Genomic DNA, 13,049 nt, shown 5'->3' with positions numbered 1-13,049 from the left:
TTTTGAGAAATAGACCATGTTCTCACATGATGCATTTCAAATAGTTCAGGATAAATTAATCACAGAGATTTACGGATTGTTCTTTCGCGTATTTTATTAGCTTTAACCTGAGCGTCCTTGAACAAATCAGCCTCCTGACTTAGGATGCTTTTCAACGGCAACTCGCAATAGATGCGTAGAAATCTATAAATATCACGCTGGGTTAATCCAATGTTCATGGACGAAAAATAGAGACCGATTAAGTCCTTATCGCGCCAGCGTCGGGGAACAGTCGACCGAATCTGAGCACGGTGCAAATCAATCACTGAAATCTTGAGATCGTCCTCATGCCCTGAAAAAGGCAGATGTAATAAAAAGTGGCAAATATAGCAATCGCGATGATTGATACCACCAGCATGCATCTTACGCACCATGGTGGCAACACGATCAATAATTATACGCTTCACTTTCACATCGGGAGAATTTGTGGCCCAATCAGCACAGTAATCTTCTAAGCTGATAGTTGGTGTGAGATCCTCAGTAATAATAAACGAGGTTTTAGTCAGTGGATTCAACCCTTTCTCACCAAATCCCACGCCTGTCATTGTATCCACACCTAACTGACTCAGGCGATGAATGGCATTCCATTCTCTATCAGCACCTAATACTGGCATGCGTAATGAAAGTAGGTTTTTAACAATCTCTTTCAGAGAAGTGCCTCTGTGCCATTTTAAAAAATAGCTTTTACCCGTTAGTTCAAATCGTAGAGTACGGCGAGTCTCCAGTTCTCTGAATACTTCACCTTGTAAATTTTTAACTTCTTCAAATGCATCTTTTCCGCGCCATAGTGTGGCTAACGGTTCTTTTAATTCAACCATCTAAACCACCCGTAATCATATCCGCAGCTTTCTCCGGTAGGCTGTATAAATCTTGCGTATCCGCATAGTGTCGTGCATTTGCCCTCCATTCCGAACACAATGAAGGCTCTACCAGCGCTTTACGTAAGGCTTCATTCAGCGTTTCTTGCCGGAATGGTTCTGTAATTGCCATACCACAATTAGCATCAACAATATAATGCGCGTAACCGCATACGGCTGTGGTCAACACCGGCAGCCCGGCAGTGATTGCTTCTAGTAAAACAATACCTGCCGCCTCCTGATAAGCTGGATGCATCAATATATCAGCCGCAGCCATTAATTCTGCAACATCATTACGGCCAGAGTAGAAATGGACATTACTGCGTACGCCAAGTTTTTCCGCCAGCGCCTCAAATTTTCTCGGTCTGTCTTGTCCAACAACATACAGTAGCGTATTAGTTCGAAGCGTTTCTGGTAACGAGGCCACTGCACGTATTGAACGATCCACACCTTTACGAGTGAAATCAGAGCCTACCTGCAATAATAGATTTTGTTGCTCTGTTATACCGTTTTTCTGGCGATAAACTTCACGGCTATTCGGAATCTGCTGGCTATACTTCCTGTCTGGATAAATCCCTGGAGGAAGAATATGAAATCGTTGAGCTTCTGTCTGATAGTGTTTCTGAAAATCAGCAATCTGCTTATCAGTTAGCATTAATAGCTGCGTCGGTTTACCCTGCTCAAACGTCGCGCGTTCAAACGCTGCATAGTGCCGATATCGTGAAGTTAACCGATAGAGGAAACCTTTTTCTTGTGCCACTTTCTCGGCATAGCAAACGTCAGCAGCATAGTAGAGATCCAGCCCTGGCATTTTATTAAAACCAACTACCCGATCGACAGGGTGCTGAAGTAAATGTGCCTGGACCCAGGAATAATACTCCGCATTGCGACCATGGTTTGTCTGGGACTTGACCGGTACAAGAACCAATTCAAAAACGTCAGGACACTCACCTTCCCAGGACTGCGTATAGACACGAACATGGTGACCACGTGCCGCTACAGTTTGCGCAATGCGCATAAAATCACGCTGTAACCCACCGAATGGGAAGTATTTATACAAACAGAAAGCAACAATCATACGGGACTCCCCGCTTGTGGCGGCACAAGTCTACCCGGTAATAATTTATCGATAGCAGCAATAACATCGTCAGCGGGAATCACCGAAAGATACATTTCATTGCGATCGCGCTGCTCGCGTGGAGGCATCGGACGATAATCACCAGCCCAAAATTGAATCATCTGCTTTGACCATGGTCGCCAAAAATTATGATCCGTTGCGCCAAACAGGCATATCAATGGTGTATCAACCGCAGCAGCAATGTGTCCCGGAGCAGAGTCCACCCCAATAAACAACTGCGCATGATCGATGACCGCTCCTAGCTCGGGGAAGCTCATCTTTCCCGCCAGAGCAGTAACGGGCTTTTCTTTGCAACCTTGTGCAATTTCATTCACGCAAGCCAGATCGTCTTCGCCTGGGCCTGAGGTCATAACTACCTCCAAACCACGCTGGTGTAAGGCGTCAATTACCTGTGAAAACTTTTCGTTATTCCAGCATTTGAAGCGTTGGCGTGCCGTTGGTTGAATTACAACATATTCATCACCAACCCCAGCCCGATTTAATTCTGTGCGCATACGTTCCCAGCTATCCGGAGGATAGCTCATTGTTGTATGCGTAACAGTCGATTTAAGTTTCAACGGGGCCAGCACAGACAGATTGCTTTCCACCACATTTTCACCGCTAAGCGGAGCCAGACATGTAAAACTATTTTTCCAAAAAGAAGATTGCCGATGTGCATAATCTTGAGAGATTTTGATTGGCGCGTTCAGTAACCGCATCAGTATCGCAACCATCCACTGATCGGTAAGGTTTACAACTAAATCATACCCATTCGCGCGCAACGTTCCGATCAGGTGCAGAAAATTAGTAATTTTATCAGTTACTTTTGTCTTTTTATTTTTAATACCATAAAGGGCATTAATTTCTGGGTTTTCCGACAAAATTGGGATGGTATCCTGATAGAGAAGCACGTCGATTTTCGCATCAGGATAGTTCTGCTTTAGCGTACTAATGACCGGAGTTGTTAACAACATATCTCCGTGAAAACGCATTTTTATGACCAGAATTCTATTAATTGGCTTATCCACAAGCGGCTCTTTTATCGTGAGTGTCCGGTAAAGTTAAGCAGAAAAAAGCACGCTACCGCCCCAGGCTCAACAGCTACCTGATTACTGATATCGCACTGATTTTTTACGCGCTAGTGTATCACTTCTTTCGCCATGTTCCGACTCGAATAATTCTTGCACAGCCAATGATTTTAAAACATATAAATCAATGAATTAAGATGTTCAGACCTTTTGATTTTTAGCCCTCTATCTCGACTAAACCGGAAAATATCAACAGAAAACGTAAAGATGCAAAAGATGCTGGTACCCTGGACATCCCCCGCGAGGGACGCTATTTAATTTAAAAATAGGAAAAGTATTGGTAAAGCCACAGCTAAATACATAGAATCCCCAGCACATTCATAAGTCAGCTACCATTATGCTCGAATTGCTTTACACCGCCCTTTTCTACCTTATTCAGCCTTTGATCTGGGTACGGCTTTGGGTGCGCGGACGTAAGGCTCCGGCCTACCGTAAACGCTGGGGTGAACGCTACGGCTTTTACCGCCGTCCGCTAAAACCAGGCGGCATCATGCTTCATTCGGTTTCCGTGGGCGAAACGCTGGCAGCTATCCCATTAGTCCGCGCTCTGCGACATCGTTACCCCGACTTGCCGATCACGGTCACCACCATGACGCCAACCGGTTCCGAGCGCGTACAATCCGCTTTTGGCCCTGACGTTCAGCATATTTATCTGCCATACGATTTACCGGATGCCCTAAATCGTTTCCTGAATAAAGTTGACCCCAAGCTGGTGTTAATTATGGAAACCGAGCTGTGGCCGAATCTGATCACGGCACTGCATAAGCGCCATATTCCGCTGGTCATTGCCAATGCACGTCTTTCCGCTCGCTCAGCTGCTGGCTACGCTAAATTAGGTAAATTTGTTGGCAGGCTACTGCGCCGAATTACGTTGATTGCCGCCCAGAACGAAGAAGATGGCGCTCGTTTTATCACGCTTGGTGCCAGAAGCAATCAGGTCACCGTTACCGGCAGCCTGAAGTTTGATATTTCCGTCACGCCGCAGCTGGCCGCAAAAGCGATTACATTGCGCCGTCAATGGGCACCTCACCGCCCGGTATGGATTGCAACCAGCACGCACGACGGCGAAGAAAGCATAATCATTGCCGCCCATCAGGCGTTATTAAACCAGTTCCCTAATCTTTTACTGATTCTGGTACCCAGACATCCTGAACGGTTCCCGGATGCCATTAACCTCGTACGCCAGGCTGGGCTAAGCTATACGACACGTTCTTCAGGCGAAGTTCCGTCATCAGGAACCCAGGTCGTAATCGGCGACACCATGGGCGAGTTGATGTTGCTGTATGGCATTGCTGACCTTGCGTTTGTTGGCGGTTCGCTGGTTGAACGCGGTGGCCACAACCCACTGGAAGCCGCGGCGCACGCCATTCCGGTACTGATGGGGCCACATACTTTTAATTTTAAAGATATTTGCGCCCGCCTCGAACAGGCAAGCGGATTGATCACCGTCACCGACGCAACTACGCTGGTGAAAGAGGTCTCTTCTTTACTGACCGATGCAGATTATCGTAATTTTTATGGCCGTCACGCAGTTGAAGTTCTGTATCAAAATCAGGGCGCGCTTCAGCGTCTGCTGCAGCTGCTGGAACCTTATCTGCCACCCAAAACGCATTGAGGCAAGTCATGCAAAAACGGGCGATTTATCCAGGAACCTTTGATCCCATTACTAACGGCCACCTCGATATCGTGACACGAGCGACAAGCATGTTCGATCACGTAATCCTGGCAATTGCCGCAAGTCCCAGTAAAAAACCGATGTTTACTCTGGAAGAGCGCGTTGAGCTGGCACAACAGGCAACGGCGCATCTCGGTAATGTGGAGGTTCTGGGATTCAGCGATCTGATGGCAAACTTTGCCCGCGATAATCAGGCTAACATTCTGATCCGTGGCCTGCGTGCGGTAGCCGATTTTGAGTATGAAATGCAGCTGGCCCATATGAACCGTCATCTGATGCCACAACTGGAAAGCGTCTTTCTGATGCCGTCTAAAGAGTGGTCATTTATCTCATCGTCACTGGTAAAAGAAGTTGCCCGCCACCAGGGTGATGTAGCGCACTTTCTGCCGGAAAACGTTCATCAGGCATTATTGAGTAAACTGAAGTAATGCGTCTGGCCGGATGAGGCATACGCTACGTCCGGCCGATAATGGTGTTATTTCTGACAGCGGCGGCAATAAAACGTTGTGCGCTGAGCGTGTTTTGTCGCAATGATTGGCGCGCCGCATACGCGACAGGGTTCACCTTCTCTCCCATAGACCTGCAGCTCCTGGGCAAAATAGCCCGGCTTACCGTCACTTTGCAGAAAGTCCTTCAGCGTGGTCCCGCCCTGCTCGATAGAACGCAGCAAAACCGCCTTGATAACGCGCACCAGCAGTTCGCACTCATCCTGCGACAAAGATGACGCCAGACGGTCAGGATGGATACCAGCCGCAAACAGCGACTCGCTGGCATAGATGTTTCCCACCCCCACGACCAGCTTGTTATCCATCAGCCAGGGTTTAATCGCGGTTTTCTTCTTCGCACATTTCTGCTGCAGATAACCAGCATTGAAATCGTCGCTCAGCGGCTCAGGACCAAGATGGGCGAGGACATTATGCCCATCCAGCTCTTTAGTCCACAGCCAGGCGCCAAAACGACGCGGATCGGTATAGCGCAGGACTTTGCCGTTACTCATCACTAAGTCGACGTGGTCATGTTTTTCTGCCGGAAGCTCTTCAGAAAGGATACGCAAACTACCCGACATCCCCAGGTGAATGATTACCCAGCCATCTGATAGCTCCAGCAACAGGTATTTCGCGCGCCGCTGTACGCTCAGGACAGGTTTATCACTCAGACGATAGATTTCCTCTGATACAGGCCAACGCAAACGACCGTTACGCACAGTTGCGTGCATAATCGTTGCCCCCACCAGATGCGGCTCAATACCGCGGCGGCTGGTTTCGACTTCAGGTAATTCAGGCATAGTATCTCCGGCGGTGTATCAGGTCTCATTAATATGGGGACGGCCAGAAAACAAAAAACCCCGCCGAGGCAGGGTTTTTCTTTACATCAAAGCGGAAATTATTTGATTTTCGCTTCTTTGTATAAAACGTGCTGACGAACAACTGGATCGAACTTTTTCAGCTCCAGTTTTTCCGGCTTAGTACGTTTGTTCTTCGTGGTGGTATAGAAGTGACCAGTACCAGCAGAAGAAACCAGCTTGATTTTCTCACGAATACCTTTAGCCATGATTTATTTCCTCTTAGTACTTAGTACTTTTCGCCACGGGCACGCAGTTCAGACAGAACTGTTTCGATGCCTTTCTTATCAATAACACGCATACCTTTAGCAGATACACGCAGGGTGACAAAACGCTTCTCGCTCTCAACCCAAAAACGGTGAGAGTGCAGGTTAGGCAGGAAACGGCGTTTAGTCGCGTTCAGTGCGTGGGAACGGTTGTTACCGGTCACCGGACGCTTGCCAGTAACTTGGCAGACTCGGGACATGTCTATTCTCCAAAAATCAAATTAGCTCGAGCTTCGTATGGGGTATTGGCGCCTCGTCAGGCTTCTCAGCCCGGTTATCGCAGTTCAATACACTAAATCTTTCATCGTTGCCTCGTCATTGGACGCAACAAGAATGATTTTGCGTATTTGCGAACTCTCGATTGCCAGGCCCAAATGCCAAACCCGAGATTCTCAAAGGTGGCGTAGTATACGCTGAGTCAGCGATGTGCTCAAGTCCCGAACAGACAAAGATCCCGATGGATCGCGTAAAGTGCGTTAAATCCAACCGCGTTCCGCAAAAGAAACGTACTCTCCGCGCCCAATGACCAGATGATCAAGCACCCGGATATCCATGAACTGACAGCATTTCACAACACGCTCGGTGATGAGTTTATCTGCTTTGCTCGGCTCTGCACACCCCGAAGGGTGATTATGTGCAAGGATCACCGCAGAAGCATTCATTTTTATCGCTTCACGGACAATTTCTCGCGGATGCACTTCAACGTGGCTTAGCGTTCCGGAAAAAAGTTTACGGTGTTTAATCACGCGATGTTGAGAATCCATAAAGATCACATAGAAGATCTCGCGTTCCTCTTGCGAAAGCTGGCTTTGCAGAAATTCACGCGCCATTTCCGGGCTAAGTATCGCACGCTCCTCTATCACCTGTACGTTGTAGTAGCGCCTTGCCAGCTCCACTATTCCCTTCAACTGTGCGTACTTCGCGATACCGATGCCCTGAACATAGCTGAAATCTATGTAATCAGCAGACAACAGGCCATACAACGAATCAAAATGCTGAAGCATCTCTTTCGCCAGCGTAAGCACATCTTTACCCAGTATTCCGGTGCGTAGAAAAAGAGCCAGTAGCTCTACATCGGTCAGCGAACTGGCCCCCTGCGCCAACAGCTTTTCCCGAGGCATTATACGTCCTGTATTTTCCATGCTTTTCCCCTCCTTTCGCGTCCGCATAGTGGCATAACGCCAGCGGCGAATCGACGCTCTGTTTTCACTTCTTCGTAGAGCCTCGCAAACTGGAGCGCGGGCAAAAGCACGACACATTGCGGATTGTGATAAAATATCCGCCTTCTGGTGAAACCCAACAGGAAAGATCATGATGAGCCTGGCCGGTAAAAAAATCGTACTTGGCGTCAGTGGCGGGATTGCTGCGTACAAAACCCCTGAGCTGGTGCGTCGTTTACGGGAACGCGGCGCAGACGTCCGCGTGGCGATGACCGAAGCAGCAAAAGCGTTTATTACTCCTCTGAGCTTACAGGCGGTTTCGGGCTATCCCGTTTCCGACAGCCTGCTTGACCCCGCAGCCGAAGCCGCGATGGGCCATATTGAACTGGGGAAATGGGCCGATTTGGTTATACTGGCCCCTGCGACGGCAGACCTGATTGCCCGTGTTGCCGCAGGTATGGCCAACGATCTGGTGTCTACGATCTGTCTGGCAACGCCAGCGCCTGTTGCCGTGCTGCCGGCTATGAACCAGCAGATGTACCGCGCCGCCGCTACCCAACACAATCTGGGCATTCTTGCCTCGCGCGGTTTGCTCATTTGGGGCCCTGACAGTGGTAGTCAGGCATGTGGTGATGTCGGTCCTGGACGTATGCTGGATCCGTTAACAATTGTAGATATGGCGGCAGAACATTTTTCACCTGTCAAAGATCTGCAACATCTCAACATCATGATTACAGCAGGCCCGACGCGTGAACCGCTTGATCCCGTGCGTTATATTTCCAACCACAGCTCCGGGAAAATGGGATTTGCTATCGCGGCCGCTGCCGCAAAACGCGGGGCAAATGTCACGCTGGTATCAGGTCCGGTTTCGTTACCCACACCGCCTTTTGTCCAGCGCATTGATGTGATGACCGCGCTGGAAATGGAAGCCGCCGTGCAATCTGCGGTGCAACAACAGCATATTTTTATCGGCTGCGCCGCAGTCGCTGATTATCGCGCTGAAACTGTCGCCAGTGAAAAAATCAAAAAACAGGCAACGCAGGGTGATGAATTAACAGTAAAAATGGTCAAAAACCCGGACATCATCGCTGGTGTTGCCGCACTGGATGCTAATCGTCCTTTTGTCGTTGGGTTTGCCGCCGAAACAAATAATGTGGAAGAATATGCCCGGCAAAAACGCATCCGCAAAAACCTTGATGTGATCTGTGCGAACGACGTTTCGCTGTCTACTCAAGGATTTAACAGCGACAGCAACGCATTACACCTTTTTTGGCAGGATGGAGATAAAGTCTTACCGCTTGAGCGCAAAGAACTCCTGGGCCAATTATTACTCGACGAGATCGTGACCCGTTATGATGAAAAAAATCGACGTTAAGATTCTGGACCCGCGCGTAGGGCAACAATTTCCGCTCCCGACGTACGCCACTTCTGGTTCTGCCGGACTTGACCTGCGTGCCTGTCTTGATGACGCCGTAGAACTGGCGCCTGGCGCAACAACGCTGGTGCCAACCGGGTTAGCTATCCACATTGCCGATCCTTCTCTTGCGGCGGTGATGCTCCCGCGCTCCGGGCTGGGCCATAAGCACGGGATCGTACTGGGCAATCTGGTCGGTTTGATTGATTCCGACTACCAGGGCCAGCTGATGGTTTCAATCTGGAACCGTGGTCAGGACAACTTTACTATTGAACCGGGCGAACGTATCGCGCAGATGGTATTTGTACCGGTCGTCCAGGCTGAATTTAATTTGGTGGAAGAGTTTGAAGCCACCGATCGTGGCGAAGGTGGCTTCGGCCATTCCGGGCGCAAGTAACCCGCAGAAAAGTATCTCACAGCGTAATAACGCAATAACACACCGCAAACACCCGTTTGCGGTCGCTGTGTGGATGCCTGCCTGGCAAGAGCTTATTTTCAGGGGTATTTTGTAACATGGTAGAAAAGCAAACTGCGAAAAGGAATCGTCGCGAAGAAATACTTCAGTCTCTGGCACTGATGCTTGAGTCCAGCGATGGTAGCCAACGCATCACGACAGCTAAACTGGCGGCCTCTGTGGGCGTTTCCGAAGCGGCCTTGTATCGCCATTTTCCCAGCAAGACCCGCATGTTCGATAGCCTGATTGAGTTTATCGAAGATAGTCTGATTACCCGTATCAATCTGATTTTGAAAGATGAAAAGGACACTAACGCGCGATTGCGTCTGATCGTACTGCTGATTTTAGGGTTCGGTGAACGTAATCCTGGCTTGACGCGAATTCTGACCGGACACGCGTTGATGTTCGAGCAAGACCGTCTGCAAGGCCGTATTAACCAGCTTTTTGAGCGAATTGAGGCGCAGTTACGCCAGGTTCTGCGAGAAAAAAGAATGCGTGAAGGTGAAGGCTACACCGTGGATGAAACGCTGCTGGCCAGCCAGCTACTGGCTTTCTGCGAAGGTATGCTGTCCCGGTTTGTACGTAGCGAATTTAAATACCGCCCAACGGATGATTTCGACATCCGCTGGCCGTTGGTTGCCGCTCAATTGCAGTAACACCGTTGTTGGATGGCGACCTCGCCTATTTTGCCTACGAACCCTGCGGTGCGTAGGCTGGATAAGCGCAGCGCCATCCGGCAGTTCTTATACGCCGTACGCTTCGCGATACGCCCGTACTGCGGCCAGATGTTCTGCCATTTCTGGTTTTTCTTCCAGATACGCAATCAGATCTTTCAGGGTAATGATAGAAATCACCTTGCAGCCATAATCGCGTTCCACTTCCTGAATCGCTGAAATCTCGCCGCGACCGCGTTCCTGACGATCGAGAGAAATCAGTACCCCCGCCAGCGTAGCGCCGTTAGCCTGAATAATTTCCATCGACTCACGAATAGCCGTACCTGCAGTGATAACATCATCCACCAGCATTACACGCCCCTCAAGTGCGCTACCTACCAGATTACCGCCTTCACCGTGGGTCTTCGCCTCTTTACGGTTAAAGCAGTACGGCAAATCTTTATCGTGGTGTTCCGCCAGCGCAACAGCCGTGGTGGTCGCAATCGGGATACCTTTGTAGGCCGGACCAAACAGCAAATCGAACTCAATACCGGAATCCATCAGCGCTTCGGCATAAAAACGGCCTAACAGTGCCAGGCAGCGCCCGGTATTAAACAGCCCGGCGTTGAAGAAATAGGGGCTTTTACGCCCGGATTTCAGCGTAAACTCGCCAAACTTTAGTACCTGCTTGCTAAGCGCAAACTCAATAAACTGGCGCTGATACGGTTTCATGGATTCGCTCCTCATCTCACTTTATTACAGACAAAAAAAAGGCGACTCATCAGTCGCCTTTAAAATCAATTTTCTAACGCCGCCTTCTGCGTCGTTACAATGGATTCGATTCCCCCTCGGGCTAACGCCAGTAGGGTGAGAAGTTCTTCATGGCTGAACGGCTCGCCTTCTGCCGTACCCTGCACCTCTATAATGCGTCCGTCTTCAGTCATCACCACGTTCATGTCGGTTTCTGCGGCAGAGTCCTCAACGTATTCGAGGTCACAGAGCGCTTCACCGTTCACAATGCCCACGGAAACCGCGGCGACCATCCCTTTCATCGGGTTAGTTTTCAGTTTACCGCTCGCAACCAGCTTGTTCAGCGCATCAGCCAACGCCACACATGCGCCGGTAATTGATGCAGTGCGCGTACCGCCATCTGCCTGAATAACATCGCAGTCCAGCGTAATAGTGAATTCACCGAGCGTCTTCAGATCAACGGCGGCGCGCAGCGCACGAGCGATCAGACGCTGGATTTCCATGGTACGACCGCCCTGCTTACCTTTCGCCGCTTCACGGGCGTTACGGGTGTGCGTGGCGCGTGGCAGCATGCCATATTCTGCGGTGATCCAGCCCTGGCCCTGACCTTTCAGAAAACGCGGTACGCATTCATCAATAGAGGCGGTACACAGCACTTTGGTATCACCAAATTCGACCAGCACGGAGCCTTCAGCGTGTTTTGTATAATTACGGGTCAGGGTGACGGGACGCACCTGGTTGGCACTACGACCTGCTGGACGCATGATAAAATCTCCGGCTTGAAACGAATGTGGCTGCGCATTATACGGACTTCCGACTGTTATTCCTATCCTGACAAGACGTGGATGGCTATAATCCTCCCATCTCATCTTTAAAAACAGGAACGTCTATGATCCGCAGCATGACCGCCTACGCCCGGCGTGAAATCAAGGGTGAATGGGGTAGCGCTACCTGGGAAATGCGCTCGGTAAACCAGCGTTATCTGGAAACTTATTTTCGCCTGCCGGAACAGTTCCGTAGTCTTGAACCCGTTGTTCGCGAACGTATTCGCACGCGTCTGACGCGCGGTAAAGTCGAGTGTACGCTGCGTTTTGAGCCTGATGCCAGCGCCCAGGGCGAGCTGATTCTAAATGAAAAGCTCGCTAAACAGCTCGTTAGCGCTGCTAACTGGGTCAAAATGCAGAGTGATGAAGGTGAAATTAACCCAGTTGATATCCTGCGCTGGCCAGGCGTAATGGCTGCCCAGGAGCAAGATCTGGACGCCATTGCCGCCGAGATCCTCGCCGCGCTTGACGGTACGCTGGATGACTTCATCGTCGCGCGTGAAACCGAAGGTCAGGCGCTGAAAGCGCTGATCGAGCAGCGTCTGGAAGGCGTCAGCACTGAAGTCGCTAAAGTGCGTGCACATATGCCGGAAATTCTGCAATGGCAGCGTGAGCGTCTGGTAGCCAAACTGGAAGACGCCCAGGTGCAACTGGAGAATAACCGCCTTGAGCAAGAACTGGTGCTGATGGCGCAGCGCATAGATGTAGCAGAAGAGTTAGATCGTCTGGAAGCCCACGTCAAAGAAACCTACAACATTCTGAAGAAAAAAGAGGCTGTTGGCCGTCGTCTGGACTTCATGATGCAGGAATTCAACCGTGAGTCGAACACTCTTGCATCCAAGTCTATCAATGCCGAGGTGACTAATTCCGCAATTGAACTGAAGGTATTGATCGAGCAAATGCGCGAGCAGATTCAGAATATCGAGTAATTTTGCGTACCATGCCTATGCTATCGTAACGTACTAGATAGCCTGCTCAATGCAGGCTATCCGTACCGCCAGTAAGTGCTGATTGATATAAAATTGAATACTTATTTATCTGGCATATATTTGTCGTTATAAATACTCTTCAGAATATCAACCCGAACAGCATTACTGCTGTTCATATTCACGACTGTCAGTACTTCATCGGATCCCCTGAGGCGCCAGCATTCTGCCTCAACATCGCATTTTACCTGTTTTTCATAGCCCGCCATTGAGAGATACTTACTAATCCTCCCCGTATCCCTGGTATCATGGAACGTCACACTCCATACATCAGCCTTAGGACCAGAAATGTTCGTATAATTAAAGTCATACACTTGGGATATTCTCGGCATTTTTTTTAAAACTTGGGGAGTGTAATAATCATATTTGGCTTTATCAAACTCTGTATATTGTGCGTTACCTGCAAGTCTCATTTAATATTAGG

Annotated in this window: 16 protein-coding genes; 6 read left to right on the top strand and 10 right to left on the bottom strand. The window is 49.5% G+C overall.

The window, feature by feature from the left end; all coding sequences use genetic code 11:
* Window positions 1-59 precede the first annotated feature (59 nt).
* From rfaP to rfaQ, 3 genes are read right to left on the bottom strand one after another with little or no spacing between them, the layout of a single operon-like run.
* Window positions 60-857, bottom strand: coding sequence for a lipopolysaccharide core heptose(I) kinase RfaP (rfaP, locus tag O6D90_RS00630; RefSeq protein WP_016157756.1), 798 nt, complete (start codon window positions 855-857; stop codon window positions 60-62).
* A complete protein-coding gene (locus O6D90_RS00625; RefSeq protein WP_016157757.1) occupies window positions 850-1,974 on the bottom strand; it encodes a glycosyltransferase family 4 protein in 1,125 nt (374 codons plus the stop codon). The genes rfaP and O6D90_RS00625 overlap by 8 nt, the downstream gene beginning before the upstream one ends.
* Window positions 1,971-3,041 (bottom strand): lipopolysaccharide core heptosyltransferase RfaQ, encoded by a 1,071-nt coding sequence (gene rfaQ, locus O6D90_RS00620; protein ID WP_016157758.1) that lies wholly within the window; start codon window positions 3,039-3,041, stop codon window positions 1,971-1,973. The genes O6D90_RS00625 and rfaQ overlap by 4 nt, the downstream gene beginning before the upstream one ends.
* Before the next feature lie 397 nt (window positions 3,042-3,438).
* Here rfaQ and waaA point away from each other — a divergent pair, with 397 nt between their 5' ends.
* Together waaA and coaD are read left to right on the top strand one after the other, a co-directional pair.
* The gene (gene waaA, locus O6D90_RS00615) at window positions 3,439-4,716 is read left to right on the top strand and encodes a lipid IV(A) 3-deoxy-D-manno-octulosonic acid transferase (RefSeq protein ID WP_016157759.1); all 1,278 of its coding nucleotides are present in this window, start codon (window positions 3,439-3,441) and stop codon (window positions 4,714-4,716) included.
* An 8-nt stretch (window positions 4,717-4,724) separates the two neighbouring features.
* On the top strand, window positions 4,725-5,204 hold the full coding sequence (gene coaD, locus O6D90_RS00610; protein WP_016154984.1) for a pantetheine-phosphate adenylyltransferase: 480 nt from the start codon (window positions 4,725-4,727) through the stop codon (window positions 5,202-5,204).
* Window positions 5,205-5,251: 47 nt separating this feature from the next.
* Here the strand turns inward: coaD and mutM are convergent, their stop codons facing one another.
* The 4 genes from mutM to radC form a co-directional block, all read right to left on the bottom strand.
* Window positions 5,252-6,061 (bottom strand): bifunctional DNA-formamidopyrimidine glycosylase/DNA-(apurinic or apyrimidinic site) lyase, encoded by an 810-nt coding sequence (mutM, locus tag O6D90_RS00605; RefSeq protein ID WP_019078041.1) that lies wholly within the window; start codon window positions 6,059-6,061, stop codon window positions 5,252-5,254.
* Between the two features lie 98 nt (window positions 6,062-6,159).
* Window positions 6,160-6,327, bottom strand: coding sequence for a 50S ribosomal protein L33 (rpmG, locus tag O6D90_RS00600; RefSeq protein ID WP_003024094.1), 168 nt, complete (start codon window positions 6,325-6,327; stop codon window positions 6,160-6,162).
* Between the two features lie 20 nt (window positions 6,328-6,347).
* Window positions 6,348-6,584 (bottom strand): 50S ribosomal protein L28, encoded by a 237-nt coding sequence (rpmB, locus tag O6D90_RS00595; protein ID WP_003024071.1) that lies wholly within the window; start codon window positions 6,582-6,584, stop codon window positions 6,348-6,350.
* A gap of 276 nt (window positions 6,585-6,860) precedes the next feature.
* Complete coding sequence (gene radC, locus O6D90_RS00590; protein ID WP_016157761.1) at window positions 6,861-7,526, bottom strand: RadC family protein; 666 nt, start codon at window positions 7,524-7,526, stop codon at window positions 6,861-6,863.
* A gap of 172 nt (window positions 7,527-7,698) precedes the next feature.
* On the opposite strand from radC, the gene coaBC reads away from it, so the two are divergent.
* The 3 genes from coaBC (at window position 7,699) to slmA (ending at window position 10,068) form a co-directional block, all read left to right on the top strand.
* A complete protein-coding gene (gene coaBC, locus O6D90_RS00585) occupies window positions 7,699-8,919 on the top strand; it encodes a bifunctional phosphopantothenoylcysteine decarboxylase/phosphopantothenate--cysteine ligase CoaBC (RefSeq protein WP_088583168.1) in 1,221 nt (406 codons plus the stop codon).
* Window positions 8,897-9,355 (top strand): dUTP diphosphatase, encoded by a 459-nt coding sequence (gene dut, locus O6D90_RS00580; protein WP_016154988.1) that lies wholly within the window; start codon window positions 8,897-8,899, stop codon window positions 9,353-9,355. The genes coaBC and dut overlap by 23 nt, the downstream gene beginning before the upstream one ends.
* Window positions 9,356-9,471: 116 nt before the next feature.
* Window positions 9,472-10,068 carry a nucleoid occlusion factor SlmA gene (gene slmA / locus O6D90_RS00575; RefSeq protein WP_016154989.1) on the top strand — a complete coding sequence of 199 codons (597 nt, stop codon included), beginning with the start codon at window positions 9,472-9,474 and terminating at the stop codon, window positions 10,066-10,068.
* A gap of 87 nt (window positions 10,069-10,155) precedes the next feature.
* Here the strand turns inward: slmA and pyrE are convergent, their stop codons facing one another.
* Window positions 10,156-10,797 carry an orotate phosphoribosyltransferase gene (gene pyrE / locus O6D90_RS00570; protein ID WP_016157763.1) on the bottom strand — a complete coding sequence of 214 codons (642 nt, stop codon included), beginning with the start codon at window positions 10,795-10,797 and terminating at the stop codon, window positions 10,156-10,158.
* A gap of 65 nt (window positions 10,798-10,862) precedes the next feature.
* Window positions 10,863-11,579 (bottom strand): ribonuclease PH, encoded by a 717-nt coding sequence (gene rph / locus O6D90_RS00565; protein WP_016157764.1) that lies wholly within the window; start codon window positions 11,577-11,579, stop codon window positions 10,863-10,865.
* A 125-nt stretch (window positions 11,580-11,704) separates the two neighbouring features.
* Between rph and O6D90_RS00560 the strand changes: the two genes are divergently transcribed.
* Window positions 11,705-12,568, top strand: a complete 864-nt coding sequence (locus O6D90_RS00560) for a YicC/YloC family endoribonuclease (RefSeq protein WP_019078038.1) — start codon at window positions 11,705-11,707, stop codon at window positions 12,566-12,568.
* Between the two features lie 101 nt (window positions 12,569-12,669).
* Here O6D90_RS00560 and O6D90_RS00555 read toward each other — a convergent pair whose 3' ends face one another.
* Window positions 12,670-13,038: a hypothetical protein gene (locus O6D90_RS00555; protein ID WP_016157766.1), complete on the bottom strand. Its 369-nt coding sequence runs from the start codon at window positions 13,036-13,038 to the stop codon at window positions 12,670-12,672.
* Window positions 13,039-13,049: the final 11 nt, after the last annotated feature.

This window comes from Citrobacter sp. 21OH12SH02A-Citro (assembly GCF_027919895.1).
Classification (GTDB): domain Bacteria; phylum Pseudomonadota; class Gammaproteobacteria; order Enterobacterales; family Enterobacteriaceae; genus Citrobacter; species Citrobacter braakii.
This window is presented reverse-complemented; position numbering and strand designations above follow the sequence as displayed.

Coding starts and splice junctions, on each gene's coding strand:
- O6D90_RS00625 (WP_016157757.1), bottom strand. CDS start 1,974: ATGATTGTTGCTTTCTGTTTGTATAAATACTTCCCATTCGGTGGGTTA.
- mutM (WP_019078041.1), bottom strand. CDS start 6,061: ATGCCTGAATTACCTGAAGTCGAAACCAGCCGCCGCGGTATTGAGCCG.
- coaBC (WP_088583168.1), top strand. CDS start 7,699: ATGAGCCTGGCCGGTAAAAAAATCGTACTTGGCGTCAGTGGCGGGATT.
- O6D90_RS00560 (WP_019078038.1), top strand. CDS start 11,705: ATGATCCGCAGCATGACCGCCTACGCCCGGCGTGAAATCAAGGGTGAA.
- O6D90_RS00555 (WP_016157766.1), bottom strand. CDS start 13,038: ATGAGACTTGCAGGTAACGCACAATATACAGAGTTTGATAAAGCCAAA.
- radC (WP_016157761.1), bottom strand. CDS start 7,526: ATGGAAAATACAGGACGTATAATGCCTCGGGAAAAGCTGTTGGCGCAG.
- dut (WP_016154988.1), top strand. CDS start 8,897: ATGATGAAAAAAATCGACGTTAAGATTCTGGACCCGCGCGTAGGGCAA.
- slmA (WP_016154989.1), top strand. CDS start 9,472: ATGGTAGAAAAGCAAACTGCGAAAAGGAATCGTCGCGAAGAAATACTT.
- rph (WP_016157764.1), bottom strand. CDS start 11,579: ATGCGTCCAGCAGGTCGTAGTGCCAACCAGGTGCGTCCCGTCACCCTG.
- rpmB (WP_003024071.1), bottom strand. CDS start 6,584: ATGTCCCGAGTCTGCCAAGTTACTGGCAAGCGTCCGGTGACCGGTAAC.
- waaA (WP_016157759.1), top strand. CDS start 3,439: ATGCTCGAATTGCTTTACACCGCCCTTTTCTACCTTATTCAGCCTTTG.
- coaD (WP_016154984.1), top strand. CDS start 4,725: ATGCAAAAACGGGCGATTTATCCAGGAACCTTTGATCCCATTACTAAC.
- rfaP (WP_016157756.1), bottom strand. CDS start 857: ATGGTTGAATTAAAAGAACCGTTAGCCACACTATGGCGCGGAAAAGAT.
- pyrE (WP_016157763.1), bottom strand. CDS start 10,797: ATGAAACCGTATCAGCGCCAGTTTATTGAGTTTGCGCTTAGCAAGCAG.
- rpmG (WP_003024094.1), bottom strand. CDS start 6,327: ATGGCTAAAGGTATTCGTGAGAAAATCAAGCTGGTTTCTTCTGCTGGT.